This window comes from Thermosulfurimonas dismutans, assembly GCF_001652585.1.
GTDB lineage: Bacteria > Desulfobacterota > Thermodesulfobacteria > Thermodesulfobacteriales > Thermodesulfobacteriaceae > Thermosulfurimonas > Thermosulfurimonas dismutans.
In genome coordinates this window covers 91,826-115,785 of sequence record NZ_LWLG01000002.1, presented here as the reverse complement: position 1 = coordinate 115,785, position 23,960 = coordinate 91,826, and the positions used below count along the sequence as shown (strand labels likewise).

Below are 23,960 nucleotides of genomic sequence, written 5' to 3'. Positions count from 1 at the left end.
TGTCATAAACCTGACGTATCTTTCCTGGGATTCTACGTAAAGACTTATCTTTTAAATGGTATGATGATTGCAAAAAGAAAAAATCGGAAGGAGGTATAAAGATGGCTGAAGAAAAAGAAAAAAAGGGCGGAGGAAAAAAATTTTTGATTTTTATTATCCTTGGAGTAGGGCTTTTGTTAGGGGCCGGAGCTGCGGCTTATTTTCTCCTTTTCTCCAAATCCAGCCCTCCACCAGAGGAAGAGCAGGTACCGGTAGAGCCGGACAAACCGGAGGTTGGCCCCTTTTTGCAACTTAATCCTTTTGTGGTCAATCTTTCTGATCCCACCGGCCGAAGGTATTTGAGGGTGAAGATTGCCCTGGAACTCAAAGACGACAAAGCTCTAAGCGAGGCCAACGATCGGATCCCCCAGATTAACGACACTATCATTTTGGTCCTCTCTTCCAAGACCGTAGAGGAGGTTCTGGCTCCGGAGGGCAAGGCCGAACTCCGGTTTGAAATCATGAATAAGCTTAACCAGCTCCTTGGTCCCGGAAAGATCCGGGGAGTTTACTTTACTCAGTTTGTGGTGCAGTAATTATGGATAAGGTCTTATCTCAAGAAGAAATAGATGCCCTTTTGGCTGGGCTTGAAGGGGGAGAGGTAGACACTACCCCCGAAGAGGTGCCCTCCGAGGGAGAGGTTGTTCCCTTTGATTTCAAAAATTACGCCATTTCTACCCGGCTTAAGATTCCGGGCCTTGAGGTCATAAACGAACACCTAGCCAGGGGACTTCGTATGGGCTTTTCTACCATGCTCCGGGAGATGGTAGATGTAAATACCCAGCCCATTCAAATGGAGCGTTTTAGGGATTTTCTCAACCGTATTCCGGTGCCCACTTCTATTCACATCTTTAGGCTCGAACCCCTTAGAGGTCAGATCCTTTTGGTAATCGATGCTCCGCTGGTGTTTGCCTTTGTAGAAAGATTCCTCGGGGGAGGGGAGCGGAAGTTCATCAAGGTCGAGGGACGGGAGTTTACTCCTATTGAACAGAGGCTTATTCGGAGAGTGGTGGATCACATCTTTCGGGAGCTCGAGCGGGCTTGGAAGGGCATTCAACCCGTTAAAGCCAAGTATGTGCGCGGAGAGGTTAATCCTCAGTTCGCGAGAGTTCTTCAGCCAGAAGAAACCGTGGTGGTTTGCAATTTCGACGTGGATGTGGAGGGGCTACAGGGGAAGGTGGCGTTGTGCTATTCCCTGGGAACCCTCCAGCCTGTAAAGACCAAGCTTTACTCACCCTACCAGGCGGAGGAGACCGTTGATCCTTACTGGCGAAAACAACTTGAGGAGGTGATTTTTTCGACCGAAGTTACTTTAAAAGTTTATCTCGGAAAGACGGATCTCAAGATAAGAGATCTCCTTTCTCTGGAGACGGGGGACATTATAACCCTAGACACCAAAGTAGAAGATCTTCTTCCCGTTACCATCGAAAATGTTCCCAAGTTTAAGGCCGAATTAGGGGTTTTTAAAGGTTTTAAGGCCTTGCGAGTGAAAGAATTTCTGAAATCCGAGGGTTAGGAGGCAGGGATATGGAAGAGCTCAAGGAAAACCAGACCGAAAGTCAGGACACACAGGCCACGGTCGAAGAAGACATTATGGCCCAATGGGAGGAGGCTCTTAAGGAAGCCGGGGCCACTGGAGAAACTGTAGAGGAAGGGACGGTCTCTGAAATTACCCAAGAATCGCCATCGGAAACATCTCCGGAACCGGAAACACCTGGTATGGTAGAGTCTCCTAAGCTTGAAGAGTTTAAAGAGGCCGCCCCCAAGGAAGGCCCACATCCGGATTTGGAATTCATTCTGGATATCCCACTTGAAGTTTCGGTCGAGATTGGACGGACCAAGATGATCATTAACGATCTCTTAAAACTTTCTCAAGGATCTATCATTGAACTTAATAAGATGGCCGGTGAACCGGTGGAGATTTTTGTGAATGGAAAACTCATGGCTCGAGGAGAAGTGGTGGTGGTAAACGAACGTTTTGGGGTGAGGCTCACGGAGATCATCAGTCCTCAGGAAAGGATCAAGAAGCTGGGGGAATAAATGGGGCTGGAAGTTTATTTCAAGGTATTAGGGGTTACCTTCCTCCTTTTAGGAGGTTTTCTTCTCTTGGTTTACTTTTTCAAAAGAGGAAGGATGCAGGCTTTCTCAAAAGAGGGGGCTATTCGGATAAAAGACGTCAGACCTCTAGGCTTCAAGGCTCAGCTTATTCTGTTGGAAGTAAAGGATCGGACTCTACTCTTAGGTCTTTCGGAAAAGGGAATAAACCTTATTCGGGAATGGGAGAATGTTAAGGAGGCTTAGCCTTTCCCTCATAGGATTAATGTTGATTGCCTCGTCGGCCCTGGCGGTCACCCTTCCCACGGTGAAGTTTTCTTTGGAGCCCGCTAAAGGTCCGGAACAGGTGGCCCCGGTACTTCAGATACTCCTTCTTCTCACCATTCTTTCCGTGGCTCCCGCCCTTTTGCTTATGCTCACCTCTTTTACCAGACTGGTGGTGGTCTTCAGTCTTTTGAGGCATGCTTTGGGAACTCAACAAACCCCTCCTAACCAAGTTCTCATTGCCTTAGCCCTTTTTCTGACTTTCTTTATTATGGCTCCGGTCTTTAGAGAGACCTATAATCGGGCTATCCAACCTTATTTTGATCATCAACTTACCGAGGCTGAAATGTTCCAAGAGGCTATTAAGCCCTTTCGGACCTTTATGCTCAAGAACACCAGAGAAAAGGATCTGGCCCTTTTTGTGAGACTTCGAGGGGAGAAACGGCCTCAAAGCCCGGAAGAGGTCTCCATCCTGACCCTTATTCCGGCCTTCATGATAAGTGAGCTTCGGACAGCCTTTGAGATAGGCTTTTTGCTTTACATTCCCTTTTTGATTATTGATATGGTGGTCTCAAGCGTGCTTCTTTCTATGGGAATGCTCATGCTTCCCCCGATGATGGTTTCTCTTCCTATGAAACTTTTACTTTTTGTTTTGGTAGATGGCTGGAATATCCTAGTGGGCTCCTTGGCTAAGAGTTTCTTTTAAGGAGGATCGGTGATGACCGAAGCTACGGTGATCCATCTTGCCAGACAGGCGGTGGAACTCACTCTCCTTATTTCAGCCCCCATGCTCCTGGCGGGACTTGTGGTAGGCCTTATCATCAGTATTTTCCAGGCGGTCACCCAGATTCAAGAGATGACCTTGACTTTCGTGCCCAAAATCGTGGCTGTTATGCTGGCCTTACTGGTGGCCTTCCCCTGGATGATGCAAAAGCTTCTTGAATTCACCGAAAATATCATCCTGGGACTTCCGGGGCTTATTAAATGACGATGGATCTCTTTTCGCAACTGGTGCCTCTATCCTTTACCTTTGTTTTAGTTTTAGTTCGGGTAGCCTTCTTCCTATTTTTTATGCCTCTTGTGGGAACTTCGATAGTTCCAGCCCCTATAAAAGCCGCTCTTTCGCTTGTACTTTCCTTGATTTTGGTCTTTAGCGTTCCTTATGCCGTAGAACCTCCCACAGAGATCTATCAATGTTTACTCTTAATTATTCCCGAAGCTTTATTGGGGTTCTCTTTGGCACTTGTCTTGCGGTTTATCTTCGCCGGTATCCAGCTTGGGGGAGAACTGGTCGGGATGCAAATCGGTTTCGGAGTGGCCCAGGTTATTGACCCTGTAACCGGAGTGCAGTCTCCCGTCCTAGCGCAACTTACCTATCTTACGGCCTTTCTCCTTTTTTTGACCTTCAATCTCCACCATCCCTTTATACTGGCCCTGGGGGAAGGTTTAAGACATTTTCCTCCAGGCTCTCTCGGACTGAATTCGAAGATCTTCCTTTTTCTCGTCAGAGAAGGGGTAACCCTGTTCGTGATCTCCCTCAAAATTTTGGCTCCCCTGCTGGCTATCATGTTTCTAGTGCAGCTGGCCCTAGGCATTGTTTCCCGATTTGTGCCTCAGATAAATATCATGCTTGTGAGTTTTCCACTCACCATCGGGGTAGGACTTTTCTTTTTTGGGCTTACGTTGATGCTGATTCCAAAGGTGCTTTCTCCGGCCTTTGCTCGGGCTGTAGGGCTCTTTCCGGCCATACTTAAGTCTTTCGGAAGTTAGAGATGCCTGAGGAACCACTTCAGGAAAGAACCGAGGAACCTACACCACGGAGGCGTGAGGAGGCCCGAAAACGCGGACAGGTGGCCCGCAGTCGAGAACTGGCTGCGGTTGCGGTTATAGGTGGAGGACTCCTTGCTTTTATGCTAAGCGGAACCTTTATGCTTACGCAGCTTTTTTACGCCCTAAGATTTTTTTTGGGGAGGCCATTTCCCACTTTTGATCTCCAGGGAGCCTACCTTAGCTTTAAATATGCCCTCAAATTTGGGATTCTCAGTGTTTTACCTCTGATGTTTTTTCTGATAGTTATTTCCTTGCTCTCTCATTTTGCCCAGACCGGAGGGGTAGCGGCCTGGGAGGCCCTCGCTCCCAAAGCTGAACGGATAAATCCAGTCGAAGGCTTTAAACGTCTTTTTTCCCTTCCATCCTTAGTGGAGCTCGCCAAGTCTATTTTGAAGATCGTTATTATCTCTGTAGTGGCTTATTTAGTGATTCGTAAACATCAAGAGGAAATTTTGGCCCTTTTAGGAGAAGATCTTTGGAAGGTGGGGCAGGGGATCTATTCTCTCTCTCGGGATTTGGTCTTCAAATTGCTAATGGCTCTATCGGTCTTGGCGGTTTTTGACTTTTTCTTTCAGCGATGGGAAGTGGAGAGGAAGCTCAAGATGACCCGAGAGGAACTCAAGGAAGAACTTAAACAGACCGAGGGTGATCCCTGGCTTAAGGCCAAGATACGTCAGATCCAGAGAGAGATGGCTCGTAAACGCATGATGGCCGAGGTCCCCAAGGCCGATGTGGTTATTACCAACCCGGACCATGTGGCAGTGGCCCTGAAGTATAAACTGGGAGAAATGCCAGCTCCCCAGGTAGTGGCCAAAGGTAGGGGATTTTTGGCCCAGAAGATAAAAGAAATAGCTCGGGACCATGGTGTTCCCATAGTGGAAGATCCTCCCTTAGCCCGTCTCATCTATGCCAGGGTAGAGGTCGAGGAATACATTCCAGAAGATCTTTATAAGGCTGTGGCCAAAGTCTTGGCCTATGTATACAAGCTGAAAGGTAAGAGGGTGCACTGATGGCCGAAAAAGCGACGACTCTCCGTCAATATCTTGACCTTAGCAACGCCATCGTGGCTGCGGGTGTGGTAGGTCTCCTTACCATCATGGTCTTCCCGGTGCCTCGCACCCTCATGGATATCCTTTTGGCCTTGAGTTTTACCGTTTCTCTAACGGTGCTTCTTATGTCTATGTATATTGTGAAACCTCTTGATTTTACGGCCTTCCCCGCCCTGTTACTGATCACTACCCTTTATCGTCTATCATTGAACATTGCCACCACTCGTTTGATTCTCCTTCACGGTCACGAGGGGCCTTGGGCGGCCGGTAAAGTGATCATGAGTTTCGGTCAGTTTGTAGTGGGAGGCAACTATGTGGTAGGAGCCATCGTTTTTGCCATTTTGGTGATCATCAACTTTGTGGTGATCACCAAGGGCGCCGGCCGAATTGCGGAGGTGGCCGCACGTTTTACCTTGGATGCCATGCCTGGGAAACAGATGGCCATTGATGCCGATCTCAACGCGGGTCTTATTGATGAATCCGAAGCCCGGCGGCGTCGAGAGGAGATTCGGAAGGAGGCCGAGTTTTATGGGGCTATGGATGGTGCCAGTAAGTTTGTCCGCGGCGAAGCCGTGGCCGGTCTCATCATTACTAGCATCAATATTGTGGCCGGACTGGTAATAGGTATTCTTCAAAAAGGTTTGTCCCTCTCCGAGGCGGCCCGTTCTTATACTCTTCTTACTATTGGAGACGGTCTGGTTTCTCAAATTCCGGCCCTTATTGTTTCTACTTCAGCGGGTATTATTGTGAGCCGAGCGGCCTCTGAATCGGGTATGGGCCGAGATTTTGCTCGTCAGTTTTCCGCCCGTCCCGAGGCCCTAGCTATGGCGGCTTTGGCCATTTTCTTTGTTGGCCTTCTTCCGGGATTGCCCACGCTCCCGTTTACCGTTTTGGCCTTTGGGGTAGGAGGTCTGGCCTATGTTTCTTATCAGATAAAGAAAGAAGTGCCTGTGGAAGAAAAGCCTGAGGAGGAAGTCCCGACACCACCTACCGAAGAAGTGGAGAATTTGCTTCCCCTTGATCTTCTGGGCATTGAAGTGGGGTATGCCCTGATTTCTTTGGTGGATGAAGCTCAGGGAGGCGACCTCCTTGAGCGCATCAAGAATCTACGAAAACAATTTGCCCTGGAAATGGGCATCGTTATTCCTCCCATCCATGTAAGGGACAATCTACAACTTAAACCTGCGGAATATGCCATTTTGATAAAAGGAGTAGAGGTGGCTCGGGCGGAACTTATGCCTGGCCATTATTTGGCTATGGCTCCGGATGAACGGGCTCCGGAGATCGAGGGGGCTATTCCTACCCGGGAGCCGGCCTTCGGTCTTCAGGCCTTTTGGATTCCGGAAGACAAGAAGGATGATGCCGAGGCCAAAGGTTATACTGTGGTCAACCTTTCCACGGTTATCGTGACCCATTTTGCAGAAGTAATCAAACGCCATGCAGACGAGCTCCTTACCCGTCAGGAAGTTCAGAAACTCCTTGACGGTCTTTCCCGTCAGTATCCTAAGGTGGTGGAGGAATGTCTTGAAGTCGTAAACCTTGGGATCGTTCAGAAGGTCCTTCAGAACCTGGTAAGGGAAGGCATACCTATTAGGGATCTCTTGACGATTGTGGAGACTATTACCGACTATGGCGAGAAGATCAAAGATCCGGATACTCTTACCGAATATGTAAGACAAAGACTTGCCAGGGTTATCGTAAAGCCTTATTTAGATCCTTCCGGCAAACTTCATGTGGTAGCCGTAGGGGAGGATATAGAGGACACCATTCGAAGGGCGCTTCAGCGAACCTCTGAAGGTATGTTTCTTCTTATAGAACCTCGGTTGGGAAGCCGTATAGTGGCTATTCTTTCCCAGGCGGCTGAAAGGATGGTTCATGCCGGATATCACCCGGTTTTCCTTGCCACGCCCACCGTAAGGAGACACCTGCGGAAGCTCATCGAAAGGAGTCTGCCACAGGCGGTGGTCCTTTCTCATGCTGAAATACCATCGGAGGTAACGGTAGAAATACTCGAAACCGTGAGGATGGGCCGTGAGGATTAAAAAGTTTCGGGGCAAGAACGCTCTTGAGGTTTTGAATGAAGTCAAAAAGGAGCTTGGCGAGGAGGCCCTTATTCTTTCTTCTCGAAGGGTTGAGGTCAACGGGGAACTTCTTTACGAACTTACGGCCGCCGTAGATAAAAAGCCGGACGATTTTAATCGCCGGGCGCAAGATTATGGAAATAGCGATCTAGCTACTTTAAAAGAGGAAATCTCCGGAATCAAAAGGATGCTTGAGGATCTCCTTTCAGAAAAGTTGAAGCGCAGCCGTTATATTCGACTACTTGAAGCCGGTCTTCCTCCTGAAGTTGCTCGAGAAATAGAAGATCCACTTTCTTGGATACGAGCCAAGGTGGCCCAAAGAAAAGAATCTCCTTTTTCCAGAATCCAGATCTTTATCGGTCCTCCTGGTTCCGGTAAGACTACCAGTCTCTTTAAAATTGCTTCCTGGCTTAAATATCGCCGTAAGGCCATGGTGGGCATGATTTCGTTGGATGGAAAGCGTATCGGAGCTAAAGCTCAGGCCCTTCGTCTGGGAGAACTCCTTGAGATTCCGGTCATGGTCACCACTTTGGAAGACAGCGAAGAGATAAAGTCCTTTTCTTCATATTTCGAATATCTACTCCTGGATACCCCTTCTTGGGGAAGGTCCTTTCGCCGGGAAGATATAAAAATCCTCTTAGAGGCCTTGCCTTACGCCCGGATTCAGGCCGTTATAAAGAGCGTGGAAAATCCTCGCGAAATTCTTCGCTTTCTCGAAGAATTGAAGATCCTTCCGGTGGAAGGTCTGGTTTTAACCCACCTCGATAGGTTGACCTTAGGGATAGCCTTGGGGTTTCTGCTGAACAACGGTTTTCCTCCCATAAGTTTTGTTTCTTTGGGAGATAAGGTGCCTGAAGATTTAGCTCGGGCAACTCCGGATATCTTAGAAAGAATTTTTATGCGTGGCCTTGAGGCTATTTGTGATTTAAAATAAAGAAGGAGGATTAAATGCGTATAATCGCGGTTTCAAGCGGAAAAGGTGGGGTCGGAAAGACTAATGTAGTCTCCAATCTGGCCCTAGCCTTGGTTAAAAAGGGCTATAAAGTCCTGATATTTGATGCCGATTTAGGACTTGCCAACGTAGATGTCCTCTTGGGGCTTTCTCCTAAAAAGGATATCAGGGACGTACTTTCTGGAGAGGCCACCCTTCAGGAGATCACTATCTGGACGGATTACGGTTTTGGAGTCATTCCGGCAAGTTCCGGAGTGGTAGAACTAACTAGGCTGGATCCTTCAGAAAAGCTCATGTTGAAAGACCAGTTTGAGGAGGTTACGCAGGGGATCGATTTTCTTTTTTTTGATCTTTCGGCCGGTATTGCAGACAATGTGCTGTTTTTCAATCTTGTAGCTCAAGAAAGGATTGTTATTACGACCCCCGAGCCTACCGCTATGGCGGATGCCTATGCCCTTATAAAGGTCCTATTCCGTCGTTATCAAGTCAAACGTTTCTATTTTCTAGTCAACATGCTCAAAGAGGTTAGGGAGGGGAAAGCGGTTTATCAACAAGTCTCTAGGGTGGTAGAGCGCTTTTTGGGGCCCATTGGTCTTACTTTTTTGGGAGGATTGAGGGAAGATCCCTGTGTAACCCAGGCGGTTAGGAAACAAGAACCCTTTCTCACAGTTTGCCCGGAAGCCAAAGTCAGTCAGGATCTCATGGCGGTTTGTGAAAAACTCCTCAAGCTAAAACCCGAAATTCAGGGAGGACTTGAGGCCCTGTGGTCGGAAACCTTTCGAGTGGCATGAGAAATTATTTTCGGAACAAGAGTACAGAAGAGCTTATTTTCGAACATCTTTCTTTGATAAAATATCTTGCCGGGCGGTTTGCTGGCCGACTTCCGGCTAGTCTAGATCAAGAAGATCTGGTAGTGGCGGGAATCATAGGCCTAATCGAAGCTGCTCAGAGGTTTGATCCTTCGCGCAATATTCAATTCAAGACCTTTGCCGAATTTCGTATCCGAGGAGCCATGTTAGATGAATTGCGGAATCTTGATTGGGTCCCCCGTTCAGTGAGAGAAAAAGCCGCTAAGCTAGAAAAGACCATAATTGAGCTCGAAAACCGTTTAGGCCGTCCTGCAGAAGACGAAGAGATTGCTAAAGAACTGGGAATTTCCCTTGAGGCTTACTATCGATTGCTAGAGGAAGTTAAAGGAATCTCTTTTGTGGATATTGAAGCCCTAAAACGCAAAATAGAAGACCTCCAGGAAGACGATTTGGTGGAACTTCTTTCGGATTCAGGAGAAAACGATCCTTTTGATAAATTAGGACTTAAAGAATTGGGCGAAGCGCTAGCTCAAGCTATTTCTGAATTGCCAGAAAAGGAAAGGTTGGTTATAACTCTCTATTATTATGAAAATCTAACGATGAAAGAAATTGGGAAGGTGTTAGGCTATACGGAGAGCCGTATATCTCAACTCCATAGTAAGGCCTTGTTAAGGTTGCGAGCTAAATTAAAAGAAAGGTTAGGAGAAGATTATAAGGATCTGTTAAAGGAGGGATAGGATGCCGCTTAATACTGATATGAAGATCTTAGTAGTGGACGATTTTGCTACTATGCGGAAGATTATTAAGAATATTTTAGGACAGCTTGGTTTCAAGAATATTATTGAAGCCGATGACGGGACTACCGCTTGGGAAATCCTTCAAAAGGAGCCGGTGGATCTTATTATTTCCGACTGGAACATGCCCAAAATGAGCGGTCTAGAACTCCTCAAAAAGGTGCGTGGAGATGACAAATTAAAGGATACGCCCTTTCTTATGGTAACGGCTGAGGCTCAGAAGGAAAACATTATAGAAGCCGCCAAATATCGGGTAAGTCAGTATATTGTGAAACCCTTTACGCCCGAAACTCTTAAAGAAAAACTTGAAAAGATCTTCGGAGTCTAATTTTGGCGGAAGAAATTAAGGAAAAGGAAGGGGTCCCAAAAGAGGAATCTATTTCTGAAAGGAATTCCTCTACGGAAGAGGTATCTTCCGAAGGAGTTCCTTCTGATGAAAAACTTCCGGAAGGGCATGTTTTGGAAGAGTCTTCCTCTGAAAAGACGCCACCAGCAGAACACTCATTAGAAGATACCTCCTTGGAAGAGGCTCAAGAAGAATCTAAAGGATCTTCAGAGGCAATCTCAGACGTATCTCTTGAGCCTGAGGATATTTCCGATGAGTCCTCGGACGAATTAATAAAGGCCTTGGAAGAAGAGGTTCGGGAGAAAGAAGCCCCGGAGATTCCTCAAGGAAAAAAGAGTAAATTTGTTACCTTTTTAATGATAATAGGATTGGTCTTGGGAGTTGCGGGTATAGGGGTAGGTATTTATACTTTGTGGAAGCTGGTTAAAACGCCTCCCTTAACGGGGGTTCCTACCGATAACCTTTCTAAGGAACAGCCCCAAAAACCTCCTGTTGAGACTCCCAAAGAGCCTTTGGGGGCACAGCCTATAAAACCTATAGTAGAGTATTCAGTGGTGCTCAAACATTTTTTGATACCTCTTCAAAGCGAAGGGGGAGCCCCGGTTTTTATTAAAGCTACCGTGGTTCTTTATTTTGAAAATCAGAGACAAGTCCTTTTGGCCAAAAAACTGGAAAATCCATTAAGAGGCATCATTTTCGATGCTTTTAAGAACATTCCTTTTTATTATTGGCGAAGTCGAGAAGGTATATTTAAAGTCCGTGAGGCTTTGCTTGAAACTTTAAAGAAGAAGGCTCCTCAGGGTCTGTATCCTAAAGATATAGAAGTCACAGGCTATATTCTGAAGTGAGACCGAAATGCCAAAAGGAGTAAAGGAGTCTTTAGGTATAAGACCGCTCCTTCCTCCTTTATATTCGGACAAAGAATCTTCTAAAAAGGACAACTAAGAAAAAAGAGTAATGCGAGGAAAAAAAGTCCATAAAAGATTCTGAAGAGGAAAATTGATAGATGTTAATGTCTAATGATCTGTGGGAATTATATTTTTTTATTCAGATTGTTTTAGATGCATTACTACTCGTGGCTTTGCTGCTCCTGTTTTTGAAATTTAGAAAGTTAACTCGTTTACCTATCGGGGATCTTTCTGAGCGTCTGTCATTGGCAGAAAAGCTTACCAAAGATTTAGAAAGATATGTCGAAGAAGAGAAAAAGCTGCTTGAAAAGGTAAAACTTGCTCTTGAAACCGGGACCAAAATCTGGGAAGAATCCGGAGAGGGGAGGAAGAGTATCAAGGAGAAGATTTGCGAGCTTAGTAGGAAGGGACTGTCCACCGAAGAAATCTCTAAGAAGTTATCGCTTTCCGAAGGTGAAGTGGAACTGGTGCTTTCTCTCGAAAGATTTAGAAGGGGTGAGAGATGAGGGTTACCGCCCCGGCGCCAGTTACTTTTTTGCCGGAAAGCCTCTTTTCTCTATTTTCTCGTCCGGGGCGGGAGCTTACCGTAAGGGTAATCAAGGTCGAAAGCAAAACCCTGACCCTCGAGACCGGGGGAGAGAAGTTTCAAGCGCGAATTGCTGGAAGTCTTCTTCCAGATGATTTTCGACCAGGAGAAACTATAAGGGTTAGAGTCCTTTCTAGCGGTCCCCCTGTGCTACTCCATATTGTAGAGGGCGAAAAGATCTCGGGAGCCGAGGCGCGTCTCCTCCAAATCTTTCAAAGTGTTCAGGCTGAACTTCCCTCTTTAGTTTCCCGTTTCCCCACAATTTCTGAAAGACCTGAACTTTATCCCCTGGTAAGTTTCTTCGTGAAACTTCTTGAAGCCGAGGAGAAAAAATTTGTAGAAGGTCCTGAGAGAAATAGATCTCAAGATATAAGGTCAAAGGATAAGAGAGGCTCTTCAAACAAGACGGTTGCTTTTGAGGAAGGTGAACTTCGCATCGCTTCTCAGTTGATCCATGATAAAGGTCTCCTTTTACCCTTTGCTTTTGCCGACCGAACTTCATGGGGTTTCCTTGAGGCTGGAGAAGAAACTAAGGCTACCGCTCAAGGCAAACGTTATTTTTATCTTCGTCTTTTTTTATCAGAACTCGGTCTAGTGGAAGCCTTTTTGGGACTTTATCCTTCTTCTAAACTAGACTTGCATTTTTACTTTTCGAGAGAAGAGGCTTTAGAGCTTGCGAGAGAGCAGCTTTTTGAACTAAAAGAGCACTTAGCGGAGAGGGGCTTTTATGTGGAAGTTACTTTAGAAAGAAGTCATTATGAGCCTGGAGTAATTCTTGCCCGAGAAGGGTAAAGTAAAAACTTTTTTGGGGGAAGATTATGAAGGCCCTGGTAGTAGATGATTCTAAATCCATCAGACAGATAGAGAGGAAATATTTAGAAGAAATGGGCTTTACGGTTGTAGAGGCCGAAAACGGAGAAGAAGCGCTCAAAGTGCTGAAGGAAAATCCAGATGTTCGTCTTATTATTCTTGATTGGCACATGCCGGTAATGAACGGCTATGAATTTCTCAAGGCCGTAAGGGCCAAGCCGGAGTGGAACGAGATAAAAATTATGATGGTAACTACGGAAAATCAACAGAAGAGCGTCATTGATGCCATTATGGCCGGGGCCAATGAATATCTTATGAAGCCTTTTGATAAGGAGATGTTAGAGAATAAGATCCGTTATCTTTTGGAGGGCAGTTTGTGAAGATCAAGGTTCTAATCGTTGATGATTCACCGATTATAAGACGTCTCCTTTCAGACATTCTTTCCAGAGAGTCAGATATAGAAATCGTGGGACAGGCCAAGAATGGCCGAGAGGCCATAGAACTTGTCAGGGCCTTAAGACCAGATGTTATCACCCTAGATGTGGAAATGCCGGTGCTGGATGGTCTTACGGCCTTAAAAGAGATTCGTCGCATTTATCCTAAAGCGAAGGTCATCATGTTTTCGTCCCTTACAGAGGAGGGTGCCAAAGAGACCATTGAGGCGCTGTCGTTAGGGGCCTTCGATTTTGTGACCAAGCCCTCTAGTGGTTCCCTTACCGAGAGCATGAACCGCATCCGAAGTGAGCTTCTGCCCAAAATCCGAGCGGCGGTGCCAGCCAAAAGACCGCCAGTGCTTCCGCGAAGACCGGTACCTGTGGCTCCTCCTAAAACTTTTCCTGGGATAAGGCCTCAGCTTATAAGGCCTAGGGTCTATACCATTTTGGGCATAGGTGTTTCCACCGGTGGTCCCAAGGCCCTGATGGAGATCATCCCCAAGCTGCCAGCTTCCTTTCCCGTGCCCATACTGGTAGTGCAGCATATGCCTCCTGTTTTTACCGGCCAACTTGCTCGGAGGCTGGATCAGGTTTCAGCCTTGCGGGTTAAAGAGGCCACCAATGGTGAGCCTGTTCAAAAAGGTACGGTCTATTTGGCTCCTGGGGACTATCACATGGAAGTGAAGAGTTCTGGAAAGATGAAAAACATTTATCTGCATCAAGGGCCTCCGGAGAACGGTTGTCGGCCGGCGGTAGACCCCCTTTTTCGGTCTTTGGCCGAAGTTTATAACGGCACTACGGTAGCTCTTGTGCTTACTGGTATGGGGCAGGATGGTATGAAGGGGGCTCAAAAAATTAAAGAAAAAGGAGGTTTGGTGTTGGCCCAGGATGAAAAGACCTCCACGGTTTACGGTATGCCTCGGGCGGTAGTGGAGGCTGGGCTTGCAGATATGATTCTTCCACTTCCAGAGATCGCTTTCAAACTCCAAGAGATCTTTATGAGGAAGGGCAAATGATGAAACCGGAAATCTTTAATTTTTTTACCCTTTTGGTGGAAAAGGCTAGCGGCATTTCTCTTAAAAGCGGGAAAGAATATCTACTTCAGAGTCGTCTGGACGAGCTGGCCAAGGCTTTGGGGTACAAAAACCACGAAGAACTCTATCAGGTAGCCAAGACCAAGCTCACCCGTCAGCTTTTGGATCAGATAATCGATGCCTTGACCACCAATGAGACCTACTTTTTTCGCGATCAACATCCCTTTGAGGCCTTACGCAAGGAGATCATTCCGGAACTTATAGAAAAACGTAAAACCAAAAAGGTTCTTAAATTCTGGTCGGCCGCCTGTTCCACCGGACAGGAACCTTACAGTATAGCTATGCTCCTTAAAGAATATTTTCCGGATTTGCTCTCTTCATGGCGTATAGAAATTCTGGCCTCCGATATCTCAGATAGTGCTCTAAAAAAGGCCAAAAGTGGTATTTATTCTCAAATAGAAGTTAACCGTGGACTACCAGTCACGTTTTTAGTAAAATATTTTAAACAACAAGGGGCTCATTGGGTAATCGATGAAAGTTTGAAAAAATTGATAGTTTTTAGAAAAATCAATCTGGTGGAACCTTTGAGACTTACACCTTCGTATGATGTTATCCTGTGTCGGTATGTGTTGATCTATTTTTCGCCAGACATGAAAAAGAAAGTTTGGGATAATCTCTGTCGGGTATTGGCTCCCGGGGGATATATCTTCCTAGGGGCTACGGAACTAGCTCCTTCTCTTCCACCGGATATGGAAAAGAAAACGATCGGTCGAACGGTTTGTTATCGCAAGAAGGATTAAATAAATAAGGAGGACTCTTATGTCTTTTGAGGATGATGTCCTTCAAGATTTTTTGACAGAGGCCAAGGAAGGTCTTGAAAAACTTGACGAAGAGTTTGTAGAGCTTGAGCGGGATCCGCAGAATACCGAAATTCTGAAAAGTATTTTTCGGACCATGCACACCCTCAAGGGAACGGCTGGCTTTTTCGGTTTCAAAACCCTGGAGGGGATTGCACATTTTGCAGAGGACATTCTTTCCAAGCTTCGAGATGGGCTAGTGGTGGCAGATGAAGAGATTATTGACATCCTACTGCGCGCAGTAGATCACATTAAGGCCATTGTAGCCCATCTCGAGGAACATAAACAGGAGCCGGTGGATGAGACTTATCTTGATTTTCTAGTGGAGCTTAGCAACTTCGCAGAAAAGATAGCTAAGCGGGCCAAGGGCGAGGTTGGAGGCACCAAACCTGCGGATAAAAGGCCTTTGGAGTCAAAGGCTTCCAAAGAAGAGCCTGTGGAAGAAAAAGATACAGAGGAAAAGCCTAAGGAAGAAAAAGCTGAAGATGAAGAACCAGCCGGAGAAAAGGCCCTGGAGGACAAAAAATCTGAGGAAGTTCGTTCTTCTTCATCGACCCCTTCGATAACGGAAAAGAAAAAAGAGGAAGCTCCTAAGACCTCTAAAGTAGCCCCTCAGGTTACCCTTACGGAGACTCATATTCGAGTGGACGTGAAACTCCTGGATCATCTCATGAACCTTGCCGGGGAACTGGTGTTGGCCCGTAACCGTTTGGTACAGATTGCCGGAGAGATCAACGATACCGAACTGATGCGGGCTACGCAAAGTCTTTCGTTGGTGACCACCGAAATGCAAGAGACCATTATGAAGACCAGAATGCAGCCCATCGGCACGGTATTTAATAAGTTCCCGCGGATTGTAAGAGATCTTGCCCGCTCAACCGGGAAGAAGGTGAATCTCCATATTGAGGGTGCGGATACCGAGTTAGACCGTTCTATTATTGAGGCTATCAAAGATCCACTTACGCATCTCGTCCGCAACTCCATTGATCACGGTATAGAGAGCCCGGACGAGAGGGTTCAGATAGGCAAGCCTGCAGTAGGAACTTTGGTACTCCGAGCCTATCACGAAGGTGGCCAGGTCATTATTGAAATCGAAGACGATGGTCGTGGTATAGACGTGGAAAAGGTCAAGAAAAAGGCCATCGAGAAGGGACTTATCACCCCTGAAGAAGCCGAGCGGATGAGTGACCGTGAGGCCATTGCCCTTATCTTCCGGCCCGGTTTTTCAACCGCAGAGAAGGTCACCAACATTTCGGGCCGTGGTGTGGGCATGGACGTGGTTAAGACTAATATAGAACGTCTCGGTGGTAGCATTGAAATTAACAGTGTTAAGGGTTCCGGAACTACGGTTCGGGTGAAGATACCGCTGACCCTGGCCATTGTCCCGGCCCTGATAGTCCTTTCGGGCGGGGAACGCTATGCTATTCCGCAGGTAAATCTTAAGGAGCTGGTAAATATTGAAAGCGATGAGGAAATACACCGTATTGGAAATTCAGAGTTTTATCGTTTGAGAGGAGAGATTATTCCCCTAATCCGGCTATCGCGGATATTAGGGAGCCCAAATGGTGATTACGAAAGGAGTCTGGTTATCCTTTCCACAGGGGTTATGGATTTCGGGCTACTCGTAGATGAAGTTCGGGATTCAGAAGAGATCGTAGTCAAACCTCTCGGTCGGCTTCTCAAGGGCATACCCATTTACGCCGGGGCTACCATTATGGGGGACGGAAAGGTGGCCCTTATTTTGGATGTGGTAGGTCTTTCTCGATACGTAGGATTCAAGGCCGAAGAGATGGAGCGAGCTTTTGGGGAAGAAGATCAAAGGGCGATCTCCGGGGAGGAAAAACAGTTTATTCTGCTCTTTAATGTCCATCCTTCGGAGCAATTTGCCATTCCGCTTTCGCTGATCTCAAGACTGGACAAAATTGAGGCCTCCAAACTTGAGTACGTGGGAGGAAAAGAGGTTGTTCAATACAAAGGTAAATCGGTTCCGGTTATTAGACTAGAGAACTATCTGCCTATCCAGCCTCTCCCAGAGCAAGAGGAATACAATCTTCTTTTCTTCGAAGACCGTAAAAAAAAGGTGGCCATTTTAGTCTCTCAGATTGTGGATAGTCTTGAAACTGACCTTGAGCTTGATGAAGATATTTATCATACGGAAGGTATTTTGGGAAATCGCATTATAAATGGACGCACCACTATTTTTGTAGATATCTATAAAATCATAGAAATGTATGATCCGGACTGGTTCAGTCGGCCGGAAATTTTAGAGAAAAAAAGAATTCTTTACGCTGAAGATTCAGCTTTTTACCGTCAACTAGTTAAAAATTATCTTCAGTCGGCAGGTTATGAGGTAGAGGTAGCGGAAGATGGCCTTGAAGCTTGGGAAAAATTGCAACAGAAACAATTTGATCTCCTTATCACGGACATAGAAATGCCCAAGATGGACGGTTTTGAGTTGGCTAAGAAGGTAAGGTCTGATGAAAGACTTGCCAACATGCCAATTATGGCTTTAACCAGCCTTTCTGGAGAAGACGTGTATCGCAAGGCCAAGGAAACCGGGATTGATGAGTTTCAGGTAAAACTAGATCGAGAGGCCGTCATTAGGACTGCGGCCGAACTTTTAGCTGAAAAGACTGCGGAGGCTACGGCTTAATGATGTCTGATCCCTTCAAGGTTCTGGGTATAGAGAAAGGGGCAAGTTGGGAAGAAATTCGCCGGGCTTATCTTCGTAAGGTAAGGAAGCTTCATCCCGATCGGGGGGGAGATCCTGAGGCCTATCTTCGTCTTCAGGCTTCTTATGAGGCCTTGCGGAGCCTCTATGAGTCCCGTAAAAGGGCTCAGATTGTAAGGGAGCGTCCTGGGAAGGGGGACTATTTTCTTTCTTTTATCGAACTTACGGTGAGAGAAGCGGCTCAGGGAGCCGAAAAATGGATTAAGGTCCCGGATGAACTTGCTGTTTGTGGAGAGTGTCAAGGCTCCGGCTTTGATCCAAGAGGCCGGCGCCGGATATGTGAGTGGTGTTCCGGGGAGGGGTTGATTTCCGAAAAGGAAAGCCCTCTCTACAAGCATCCCTGTCCCCGTTGTAAAGGGGAGGGCGAGATTCTTCTTGATATTTGTCCTCGTTGTCGGGGGCGTGGTGAAGTTAGGGGTGAGAAGGAAATTCTGATCCTTATTCCCGCAGGTGTTCGGGATGGAGACCTTCTTTTTGTTCCTCGTTCACCAGATGGTCCGGCCTTAGATGTCTTTCTGGAGGTCTTGATCAAGAAGGACGAAGACTTCTTTTTTGAAGATGATAATTTGGTGGCCCGGATAAAAGTGCCCTTCTGGAAGGCTGTTCTAGGAGGGCGGGTGAAGGTAAAGACCTTAGAGGGAGAAGAGGAGATTGAAGTGCCTCGCGGTCTTCCTTCCGGGGCCAGACTTATCCTCAATCATCGCGGGCCTTTTCGCCCTGATGGCCGTCGTGGGAACCTGGTCCTAGAATTTGAACTCTGGTTTCCTAGGGAATATCCTGCGGAGGCTTTGAGATATTTTCAACGATTTTATGAGATAATGGAGGAGGAATATGGCGGAACTTCCGGTATTAAGCAGTGAGAAGAGACCAGCCTTAGGCGAAAAGACCGAGACCTTCGTAACTTTCTGGCTGGGTTCGTTTCTTTTCGGACTCCCTATTGCCGAAGTTATTGAGATCAATCGAGATCTTGAGACCACGCCCGTGCCTCTTTCACCGGATTATATAAAAGGTATTGTAAATCTTAGGGGACAAGTGCTTACGGCTTTAGATCTGGCTGAAAGGATTGGTCTTTCGGCAGAAGGGGAACGCTCTTATAACCTTATTGTGCGCAACGAGGAGGACGAAAGAGTAAGTCTCTTGGTGGAAAAGATAGGGGACATCTTGGAAGTGCCGGTGAGCTCGCTTGAGGAACCTCCGGAAAAGATCGAAGGTCTTGATCGCAAGTTTGTAAAATATGTTTGTCAGCTTCCGGAAAGACTTTTAGTGGTGCTCAATACTCGGGAGATCCTTCAGCGTTCGGGATAAAGACCGGCAAAATCCAGAAAGGGTTTCCAGATTTCTTTCTTTTCTTCTGGAAATTTTTCGAGAAATAGACTTTTCCATTTAGGTTGTTCCGGTTTTTTTAGGAGTTGCATACCTGCTTCTTCGGGAGTGCGATCGCCTTTCTTGAGATTACATTTTCGACAACAGAGAACCACATTAGTCCAGACGGTTTTGCCTCCGCGGGAGCGCGGAATAACATGGTCTATAGTGCGATCTTTGGGGTTCCTTACGGACTTCCCACAATACTGACAGGTGTAGTTGTCCCGCATGAAAAGATTAGCCCGGTTGAAAACTACTTCCAGCCGTGGAAGCCTGTCATAAGCGGTGAGGTAGATGGCGTCAGGTGCTACTATAGAAAGGGAAGGACTACGAATGAGACGTCCGTTATTATAGAACCGGCTGGCTTCAAGCCATTCCTCAAGAGTGTGGGTGGTCCAGTCCGGGGTAATGACTTTGGCCGTACCTTTAACCAGATGGCAAATAGCCCTGAGGACGGTAGTAATTTGAACAGCTTGGTAATATTTATTGAGAACCAGAACCTTGTCTTGAAGGATATTTTCTCTACCCCTCAAACGACTACCCGGCCACTGAAAGTTTTGTTATCCTTATTTAAGGATATAGTTTTTGGCTGAAAAGTAAACCGGTTAAAAATCAGACGACTATGGGATTTAAATTAGGTATTGTGGGCTTGCCTAATGTAGGCAAGTCCACCCTTTTCAATGCCCTTATCCAGACCGCCAAGGCCGAGGTGGCCAATTACCCTTTCTGTACCATTGAGCCCAATGTGGGGGTGGTGGAGGTTCCGGACGAAAGACCGCAAATTATTGCTCAAAGAGAGGGGGCGGCCCGGGTGGTACCGGCGGTGATCGAGTTTGTGGACATTGCCGGTCTGGTTAAAAATGCCAGTAAAGGGGAGGGACTTGGCAACCAGTTCCTGGCCCACATCCGAGAGGTGGATGCTATCGCCTTGGTTTTGCGCTGTTTTGAGGATGAAGATATTGCCCACGTAGAGGGCACGGTGGACCCTGTGCGAGATGCCGAGATCGTGGAACTGGAACTAATAGCCAAAGACCTTGAGACCGTGGAGAAGAGGCTGGCTAGGGTGGACAAGCCTGCCCGATCCGGGGATAAAGCGGCCCGCAAGGAAGTGGAGCATCTGAAAGCTCTGCGGACTATTCTTGAGGCCGCGGAACCAATAAGAAAACACACTGAAGAACTTTCGTCAGAGACCTTGGATTACGCGGAAAAAGTCCTTTTTCTGCTTACTTTAAAGCCGGTGCTTTATATCGCTAATATTGGAGAGTCCGATCTTCCGGAAGGGAAAGCTAATCTAAAAACTCTTAAAAAGAAGGCCGAGGAGGAAGCAATACCCTTGGTTTGTGTTTGTGCGGAACTTGAGGCTCAGCTTGCTGAGCTCTCCCAAGAGGAACAGATAGAGATGCTTGCGGCTTATGGCCTTAAAGAATCTGGACTTACAAAAGTTATTCGGGAGGGCTATCGGCTCCTTGATCTGGTGACCTTTTTTACCGTAAATGAAAAGGAGGCTCGGGCCTGGACCGTACCTCAGGGAACGCCCGTGGTTAAAGCCGCCGGCAAGATTCATTCCGATATGGAACGGGGCTTCATCGCCGCCGAGGTCATTAATTTTAAAGATTATTTGGAGGTCACTTCCCTGTCGGAAGCCCGTCAGAAGGGGCGCTTAAGACTTGAAGGCCGAGATTATCTTATTCAAGACGGCGACATCGTTTACATTCGCTTTAAAGCCTAAATTGTTTCTCCTTGACTTTTTGCAGACACGACTTTATGATCCATTAATGGATCATAAAGTCGTGGGGAGCATGGATATGCTAGGCAGTTGGTTCACTAGTTTGAATATTAGGGCTTTTATGTTTCTCATGGCGGGCCTGGTCGTCCTCTTCTGGAGAGTAGCTTTCATTTATGCCACGGCCCGGATTAGGGAGATGCAAGGTCTCGTCTACGAGATTCGGACCTACGATCGGTCCATTCGTTAGACCGGGTAAAAGGCCCTTACGGAATTCTCTAAATTTCAGTCCGCTTTTCCGATGGTCTTACTTATCAAGGATTCTCCCCTTCAAAACGAGTGCCTTACCGAGTTTAAGGACCGATGAGGGATTTGATGAGCTTTCTGAGAAGACGTTTTTCCATCTTCCTTCTCAGTATGAGTTTGCTAATCGCCGTGGCCATGGCCACAGCCTCTTACCTCTTCTTGCGGTCCCTCGACTATACCCCTTCCTCGCTGTGGGCGGTCTTGTTTTTTAACGCCTTTCTTTCACTTTTGGGCCTGGGAGGGGGTGTCTTTTTCCTTGACCATCGATTTACCCGGGCCTTGAGGACCCTTGAAGAGGGTGTACACGATGTGAACCGGCTAGAAGACCTCACCCAGGCTCGTTTTGCTGAGATCGATTCCGGCTTTGAGGATCTCAATCGGATTCAGAGAGAAATATTGGAGTTAGTGGAAAAAGTTAAGCAGATTGCGGTGGACAAAGAGGTTCTGGAGTTTGAACTCCAGCTTGCCGAAAGACTAGTCCTGACCCCGCAGGTGCTCCAGGATTGGCCTTTTTTTCTGAGACAGCTTCTTAAAAAATTGCAGTTGATCTTTGACTTCGCTTACTTTTTTGTGGCCTTTAAAGAGGAGAAGGACTGTAAGGTTCATGTGTTTAAATGCTGTCCAGCGCTTGAAGTCTACCGGCAAGAAATTGAGAGTATGATTTCCGAGATTCTGCAAAACGAGATCTCTCCTGAGAAAGGGGACTTAGCCCTGACCTTCGTACACGAAAATCTTTTTGAGAAGGAAGTTTCTCAGACTAATATTGGGCCCAAGGAAATTTCCCAGATGTGCAAAGTTGTAATGCTTCAAAATCCGGGACTTGTGGGCGGTGTGGGAGTGGGCGTAAGAAGTCAGGAGCTCGAAAACGAGGCTAAGGTCCTCTCGCTGGAAAGCCTTCTTACTACCCTTTTGAATCTGGTGACCTCTGTCAAAGCCATCGAGGCCTATACCCGCGATCTAGAATACTACGCCAATCGTGACTTCTTAACCGGCCTTTACAACCGGCGCGTATTTAGGGAACTGCTGGAGGCCGAGGTAGAAAGGGCTCTGCGCCACCATTACAAATTTGCGGTGCTTTTTATAGACTTGGACAACTTCAAATTGATAAACGAGGCTTATGGTCACAAGTTCGGCGACGAATTTCTGGCCAGCCTAGCGAACTTCATCCAAAAAAATCTACGCAAGGAGGATATCCTGGCCCGCTACGGAGGGGATGAATTTGTGGCCATCTTACCCTATACCGATGACCGAGAGGCCTGTACTATAGCCCGGAAACTACTTGAGAGGTTGCACCGAGTTTCCTTTAAGACCCCCGACGGTAAGGATCTCCAGGCTTCCTGCTCGGTAGGAGTGGCCGTCTATCCGGATCATGCCCAAAATGGGGCCGCTCTTGTAGCCCTGGCAGACAAGGCCGTGTATCGAGTCAAGGGCCTAGGCAAAAATAAAGTGGGCCTACCCGAGCCTGGCGATCTGGTCCAGCTCCTTGAGAACCGGGAAAGACAGCACCTTTCCCTCCTCGAAGCCCTGGAAAAACAGATGGTAATCCCCTTCTTTCAGCCTATTTTTAACTTAGAGAAGAAAAAGATCGAGGCCTACGAGGTCCTCATGCGCATTCAAGATGAAGAGGGTAAGGTTTTTCCAGCCGTGAAGTTCATTTCAACTGCCGAGAGGACCGGTCTTATCACTCAGCTAGAAATGATCCTTTGGGAAAAGGCCCTATCCAAGGCCTCGGAGACGGCTGGGGATTTTCTTCTGTTCTTCAATCTCTCTCCTTGGACCCTTTTGCGAAGCGAGTTTCTGGAGCGGCTGAAAGAACTTCTTGAGCGTTATCGTTTTCCTCCTGAAAGGATCGTGATCGAGCTTACAGAGAGGGAATCCGTGAAGAATCTCGAGGAACTCAAATCTGCAGTTTTGAAGCTCAAGAGTAGGGGTATGCGGCTGGCTTTAGACGACTTTGGCTCTGGATTTTCTTCCTATCGCTATTTGAAAGATTTACCCATTAATTTTGTGAAGATCGAGGGAGAATTCGTGCGTTCTATGCGAGTACAGGAGATAGACCGGGCCTTTGTGGCTAGTGCAGCCACTATGGCTAAGCTTTTAAACATAAAGATCGTGGCAGAATGCGTGGAAGAGGCTTCTCTTCTGGAGGAACTCCGAAAGCTCGGTGTGCATTATGCCCAAGGTTATTATATCGGTAAACCCGCTCCAGAACTAAGAGGGCAAATTCATTAATTGGGAAAGGGTAAGGCCGAAGATTCGGCCGGTCTCTTTAGAGACTTCGTGATATATTTCTGGAATCCGGAGACTTTGGTAGGGCAAAAGTCTCAACTCGAGTTTTCCGAGTCCGCGTTTTTCTAAGTGTTTGCGGATGTGCTCTTCAATCTTGTATACCTCTTTGGTGAGGGTGATAAGGTAGAGATGCGTATTGGTTAACTTGAGCGTGAGTAGCCCTTCTTTAGAGTCTTGAAAGACGTTTGTTAGGAGATCTTTGAAGATCAATTCGTGAATGTGGCTTAGCTCTTTAAAGAATTTTTTGAGAAAAGGATATAGAATATGGTCGTTGTTGGGAAAGTAGGCATAGCAACGTCCTTCTTTTTTACGGATAAGGTATTTGGCCTTACAGAGTTCGTCTAGGGAGTTTTTGATGGGGGCCCAACCCATGCCTGAAAGATCCGAAATCTTCCTTCCTGAGAGACCAGGATAATGATAGACGATAAAAAGAATGCTCCACTTTGAAAGGGAATTTAACGTTTTTAGGAAAAAGAAAATTTCCTGCATCCTACAATTTAATAAAGGGTACCGAAGAGAATTCTTGAGCGTCAAGCATCTTTGTGATCTAATTTTAGATCCGATTTAGCCTGTCGGAGATATGTTCTATTTATAATACTGAATTTTCCTAAATAAGTTATATTTAACCGTGATATGACCCAAAATATTAAAGTCTTCTCCAGGATTCTAAAGGAACTAAAAGAAATTAGATCTTTTTCGTT

27 protein-coding genes are annotated in these 23,960 nt (G+C 46.7%); 25 read left to right on the top strand and 2 right to left on the bottom strand.

Annotated features, from left to right (window positions below; genetic code table 11):
• Window positions 1-101 precede the first annotated feature (101 nt).
• From TDIS_RS02675 to TDIS_RS02570, 22 genes are all read left to right on the top strand, one after another.
• On the top strand, window positions 102-575 hold the full coding sequence (locus tag TDIS_RS02675) for a flagellar basal body-associated FliL family protein (protein ID WP_068669036.1): 474 nt from the start codon (window positions 102-104) through the stop codon (window positions 573-575).
• 2 nt (window positions 576-577) lie between these two features.
• Window positions 578-1,555 carry a flagellar motor switch protein FliM gene (gene fliM / locus TDIS_RS02670; RefSeq protein WP_068669034.1) on the top strand — a complete coding sequence of 326 codons (978 nt, stop codon included), beginning with the start codon at window positions 578-580 and terminating at the stop codon, window positions 1,553-1,555.
• An 11-nt stretch (window positions 1,556-1,566) separates the two neighbouring features.
• Complete coding sequence (gene fliN, locus TDIS_RS02665) at window positions 1,567-2,079, top strand: flagellar motor switch protein FliN (protein ID WP_068669032.1); 513 nt, start codon at window positions 1,567-1,569, stop codon at window positions 2,077-2,079.
• Window positions 2,080-2,340, top strand: a complete 261-nt coding sequence (locus TDIS_RS02660) for a flagellar biosynthetic protein FliO (protein ID WP_068669031.1) — start codon at window positions 2,080-2,082, stop codon at window positions 2,338-2,340. It begins immediately after the preceding gene.
• A 19-nt stretch (window positions 2,341-2,359) separates the two neighbouring features.
• On the top strand, window positions 2,360-3,064 hold the full coding sequence (fliP, locus tag TDIS_RS02655; protein ID WP_279614531.1) for a flagellar type III secretion system pore protein FliP: 705 nt from the start codon (window positions 2,360-2,362) through the stop codon (window positions 3,062-3,064).
• 12 nt (window positions 3,065-3,076) lie between these two features.
• Window positions 3,077-3,346, top strand: a complete 270-nt coding sequence (gene fliQ, locus TDIS_RS02650; RefSeq protein WP_068669027.1) for a flagellar biosynthesis protein FliQ — start codon at window positions 3,077-3,079, stop codon at window positions 3,344-3,346.
• Entirely contained in the window at window positions 3,343-4,128 is a 786-nt protein-coding gene (gene fliR, locus TDIS_RS02645; RefSeq protein WP_084270917.1) for a flagellar biosynthetic protein FliR, read from the top strand. The genes fliQ and fliR overlap by 4 nt, the downstream gene beginning before the upstream one ends.
• Before the next feature lie 2 nt (window positions 4,129-4,130).
• A complete protein-coding gene (gene flhB, locus TDIS_RS02640; protein WP_068669023.1) occupies window positions 4,131-5,198 on the top strand; it encodes a flagellar biosynthesis protein FlhB in 1,068 nt (355 codons plus the stop codon).
• The gene (gene flhA, locus TDIS_RS02635; protein ID WP_068669021.1) at window positions 5,198-7,279 is read left to right on the top strand and encodes a flagellar biosynthesis protein FlhA; all 2,082 of its coding nucleotides are present in this window, start codon (window positions 5,198-5,200) and stop codon (window positions 7,277-7,279) included. Before flhB ends, flhA begins: the two co-directional genes overlap by 1 nt.
• Window positions 7,269-8,252: a flagellar biosynthesis protein FlhF gene (locus tag TDIS_RS02630; protein WP_068669019.1), complete on the top strand. Its 984-nt coding sequence runs from the start codon at window positions 7,269-7,271 to the stop codon at window positions 8,250-8,252. Before flhA ends, TDIS_RS02630 begins: the two co-directional genes overlap by 11 nt.
• A gap of 14 nt (window positions 8,253-8,266) precedes the next feature.
• A complete protein-coding gene (locus TDIS_RS02625) occupies window positions 8,267-9,061 on the top strand; it encodes a MinD/ParA family protein (protein ID WP_068669017.1) in 795 nt (264 codons plus the stop codon).
• Window positions 9,058-9,816: a FliA/WhiG family RNA polymerase sigma factor gene (locus TDIS_RS02620; RefSeq protein ID WP_068669015.1), complete on the top strand. Its 759-nt coding sequence runs from the start codon at window positions 9,058-9,060 to the stop codon at window positions 9,814-9,816. The genes TDIS_RS02625 and TDIS_RS02620 overlap by 4 nt, the downstream gene beginning before the upstream one ends.
• A gap of 1 nt (window position 9,817) precedes the next feature.
• Entirely contained in the window at window positions 9,818-10,201 is a 384-nt protein-coding gene (locus TDIS_RS02615) for a chemotaxis response regulator CheY (protein ID WP_068669014.1), read from the top strand.
• Between the two features lie 2 nt (window positions 10,202-10,203).
• Complete coding sequence (locus TDIS_RS02610; RefSeq protein ID WP_068669012.1) at window positions 10,204-11,067, top strand: flagellar basal body-associated FliL family protein; 864 nt, start codon at window positions 10,204-10,206, stop codon at window positions 11,065-11,067.
• Between the two features lie 164 nt (window positions 11,068-11,231).
• Window positions 11,232-11,633, top strand: coding sequence for a DUF6115 domain-containing protein (locus TDIS_RS02605; protein WP_068669010.1), 402 nt, complete (start codon window positions 11,232-11,234; stop codon window positions 11,631-11,633).
• Window positions 11,630-12,505, top strand: a complete 876-nt coding sequence (locus TDIS_RS02600; protein WP_068669008.1) for a flagellar hook-length control protein FliK — start codon at window positions 11,630-11,632, stop codon at window positions 12,503-12,505. The genes TDIS_RS02605 and TDIS_RS02600 overlap by 4 nt, the downstream gene beginning before the upstream one ends.
• 26 nt (window positions 12,506-12,531) lie before the next feature.
• The gene (locus TDIS_RS02595; RefSeq protein ID WP_068669006.1) at window positions 12,532-12,903 is read left to right on the top strand and encodes a response regulator; all 372 of its coding nucleotides are present in this window, start codon (window positions 12,532-12,534) and stop codon (window positions 12,901-12,903) included.
• Window positions 12,900-13,973, top strand: a complete 1,074-nt coding sequence (locus tag TDIS_RS02590; protein ID WP_068669005.1) for a protein-glutamate methylesterase/protein-glutamine glutaminase — start codon at window positions 12,900-12,902, stop codon at window positions 13,971-13,973. The genes TDIS_RS02595 and TDIS_RS02590 overlap by 4 nt, the downstream gene beginning before the upstream one ends.
• Window positions 13,970-14,791 (top strand): CheR family methyltransferase, encoded by an 822-nt coding sequence (locus TDIS_RS02585; RefSeq protein ID WP_244147466.1) that lies wholly within the window; start codon window positions 13,970-13,972, stop codon window positions 14,789-14,791. The genes TDIS_RS02590 and TDIS_RS02585 overlap by 4 nt, the downstream gene beginning before the upstream one ends.
• Before the next feature lie 19 nt (window positions 14,792-14,810).
• Entirely contained in the window at window positions 14,811-17,501 is a 2,691-nt protein-coding gene (locus TDIS_RS02580) for a hybrid sensor histidine kinase/response regulator (protein ID WP_068669001.1), read from the top strand.
• Window positions 17,501-18,439 carry a DnaJ C-terminal domain-containing protein gene (locus tag TDIS_RS02575; RefSeq protein WP_084270916.1) on the top strand — a complete coding sequence of 313 codons (939 nt, stop codon included), beginning with the start codon at window positions 17,501-17,503 and terminating at the stop codon, window positions 18,437-18,439. The genes TDIS_RS02580 and TDIS_RS02575 overlap by 1 nt, the downstream gene beginning before the upstream one ends.
• On the top strand, window positions 18,411-18,884 hold the full coding sequence (locus tag TDIS_RS02570) for a chemotaxis protein CheW (RefSeq protein WP_084270915.1): 474 nt from the start codon (window positions 18,411-18,413) through the stop codon (window positions 18,882-18,884). Before TDIS_RS02575 ends, TDIS_RS02570 begins: the two co-directional genes overlap by 29 nt.
• Here the strand turns inward: TDIS_RS02570 and TDIS_RS02565 are convergent.
• Entirely contained in the window at window positions 18,869-19,474 is a 606-nt protein-coding gene (locus tag TDIS_RS02565; RefSeq protein WP_084270914.1) for an HNH endonuclease, read from the bottom strand. The two genes, TDIS_RS02570 and TDIS_RS02565, sit on opposite strands and share 16 nt — an antisense overlap.
• Window positions 19,475-19,563: 89 nt before the next feature.
• Here TDIS_RS02565 and ychF point away from each other — a divergent pair, with 89 nt between their 5' ends.
• From ychF to TDIS_RS02550, 3 genes are all read left to right on the top strand, one after another.
• Entirely contained in the window at window positions 19,564-20,670 is a 1,107-nt protein-coding gene (ychF, locus tag TDIS_RS02560; RefSeq protein ID WP_068668997.1) for a redox-regulated ATPase YchF, read from the top strand.
• Window positions 20,671-20,746: 76 nt separating this feature from the next.
• Window positions 20,747-20,914 carry a hypothetical protein gene (locus TDIS_RS02555; RefSeq protein WP_153303730.1) on the top strand — a complete coding sequence of 56 codons (168 nt, stop codon included), beginning with the start codon at window positions 20,747-20,749 and terminating at the stop codon, window positions 20,912-20,914.
• A 125-nt stretch (window positions 20,915-21,039) separates the two neighbouring features.
• Window positions 21,040-23,202: a putative bifunctional diguanylate cyclase/phosphodiesterase gene (locus TDIS_RS02550; protein WP_068668993.1), complete on the top strand. Its 2,163-nt coding sequence runs from the start codon at window positions 21,040-21,042 to the stop codon at window positions 23,200-23,202.
• Here TDIS_RS02550 and TDIS_RS02545 read toward each other — a convergent pair.
• Complete coding sequence (locus TDIS_RS02545; RefSeq protein ID WP_068668991.1) at window positions 23,182-23,748, bottom strand: hypothetical protein; 567 nt, start codon at window positions 23,746-23,748, stop codon at window positions 23,182-23,184. The two genes, TDIS_RS02550 and TDIS_RS02545, sit on opposite strands and share 21 nt — an antisense overlap.
• Window positions 23,749-23,960 lie beyond the last annotated feature (212 nt).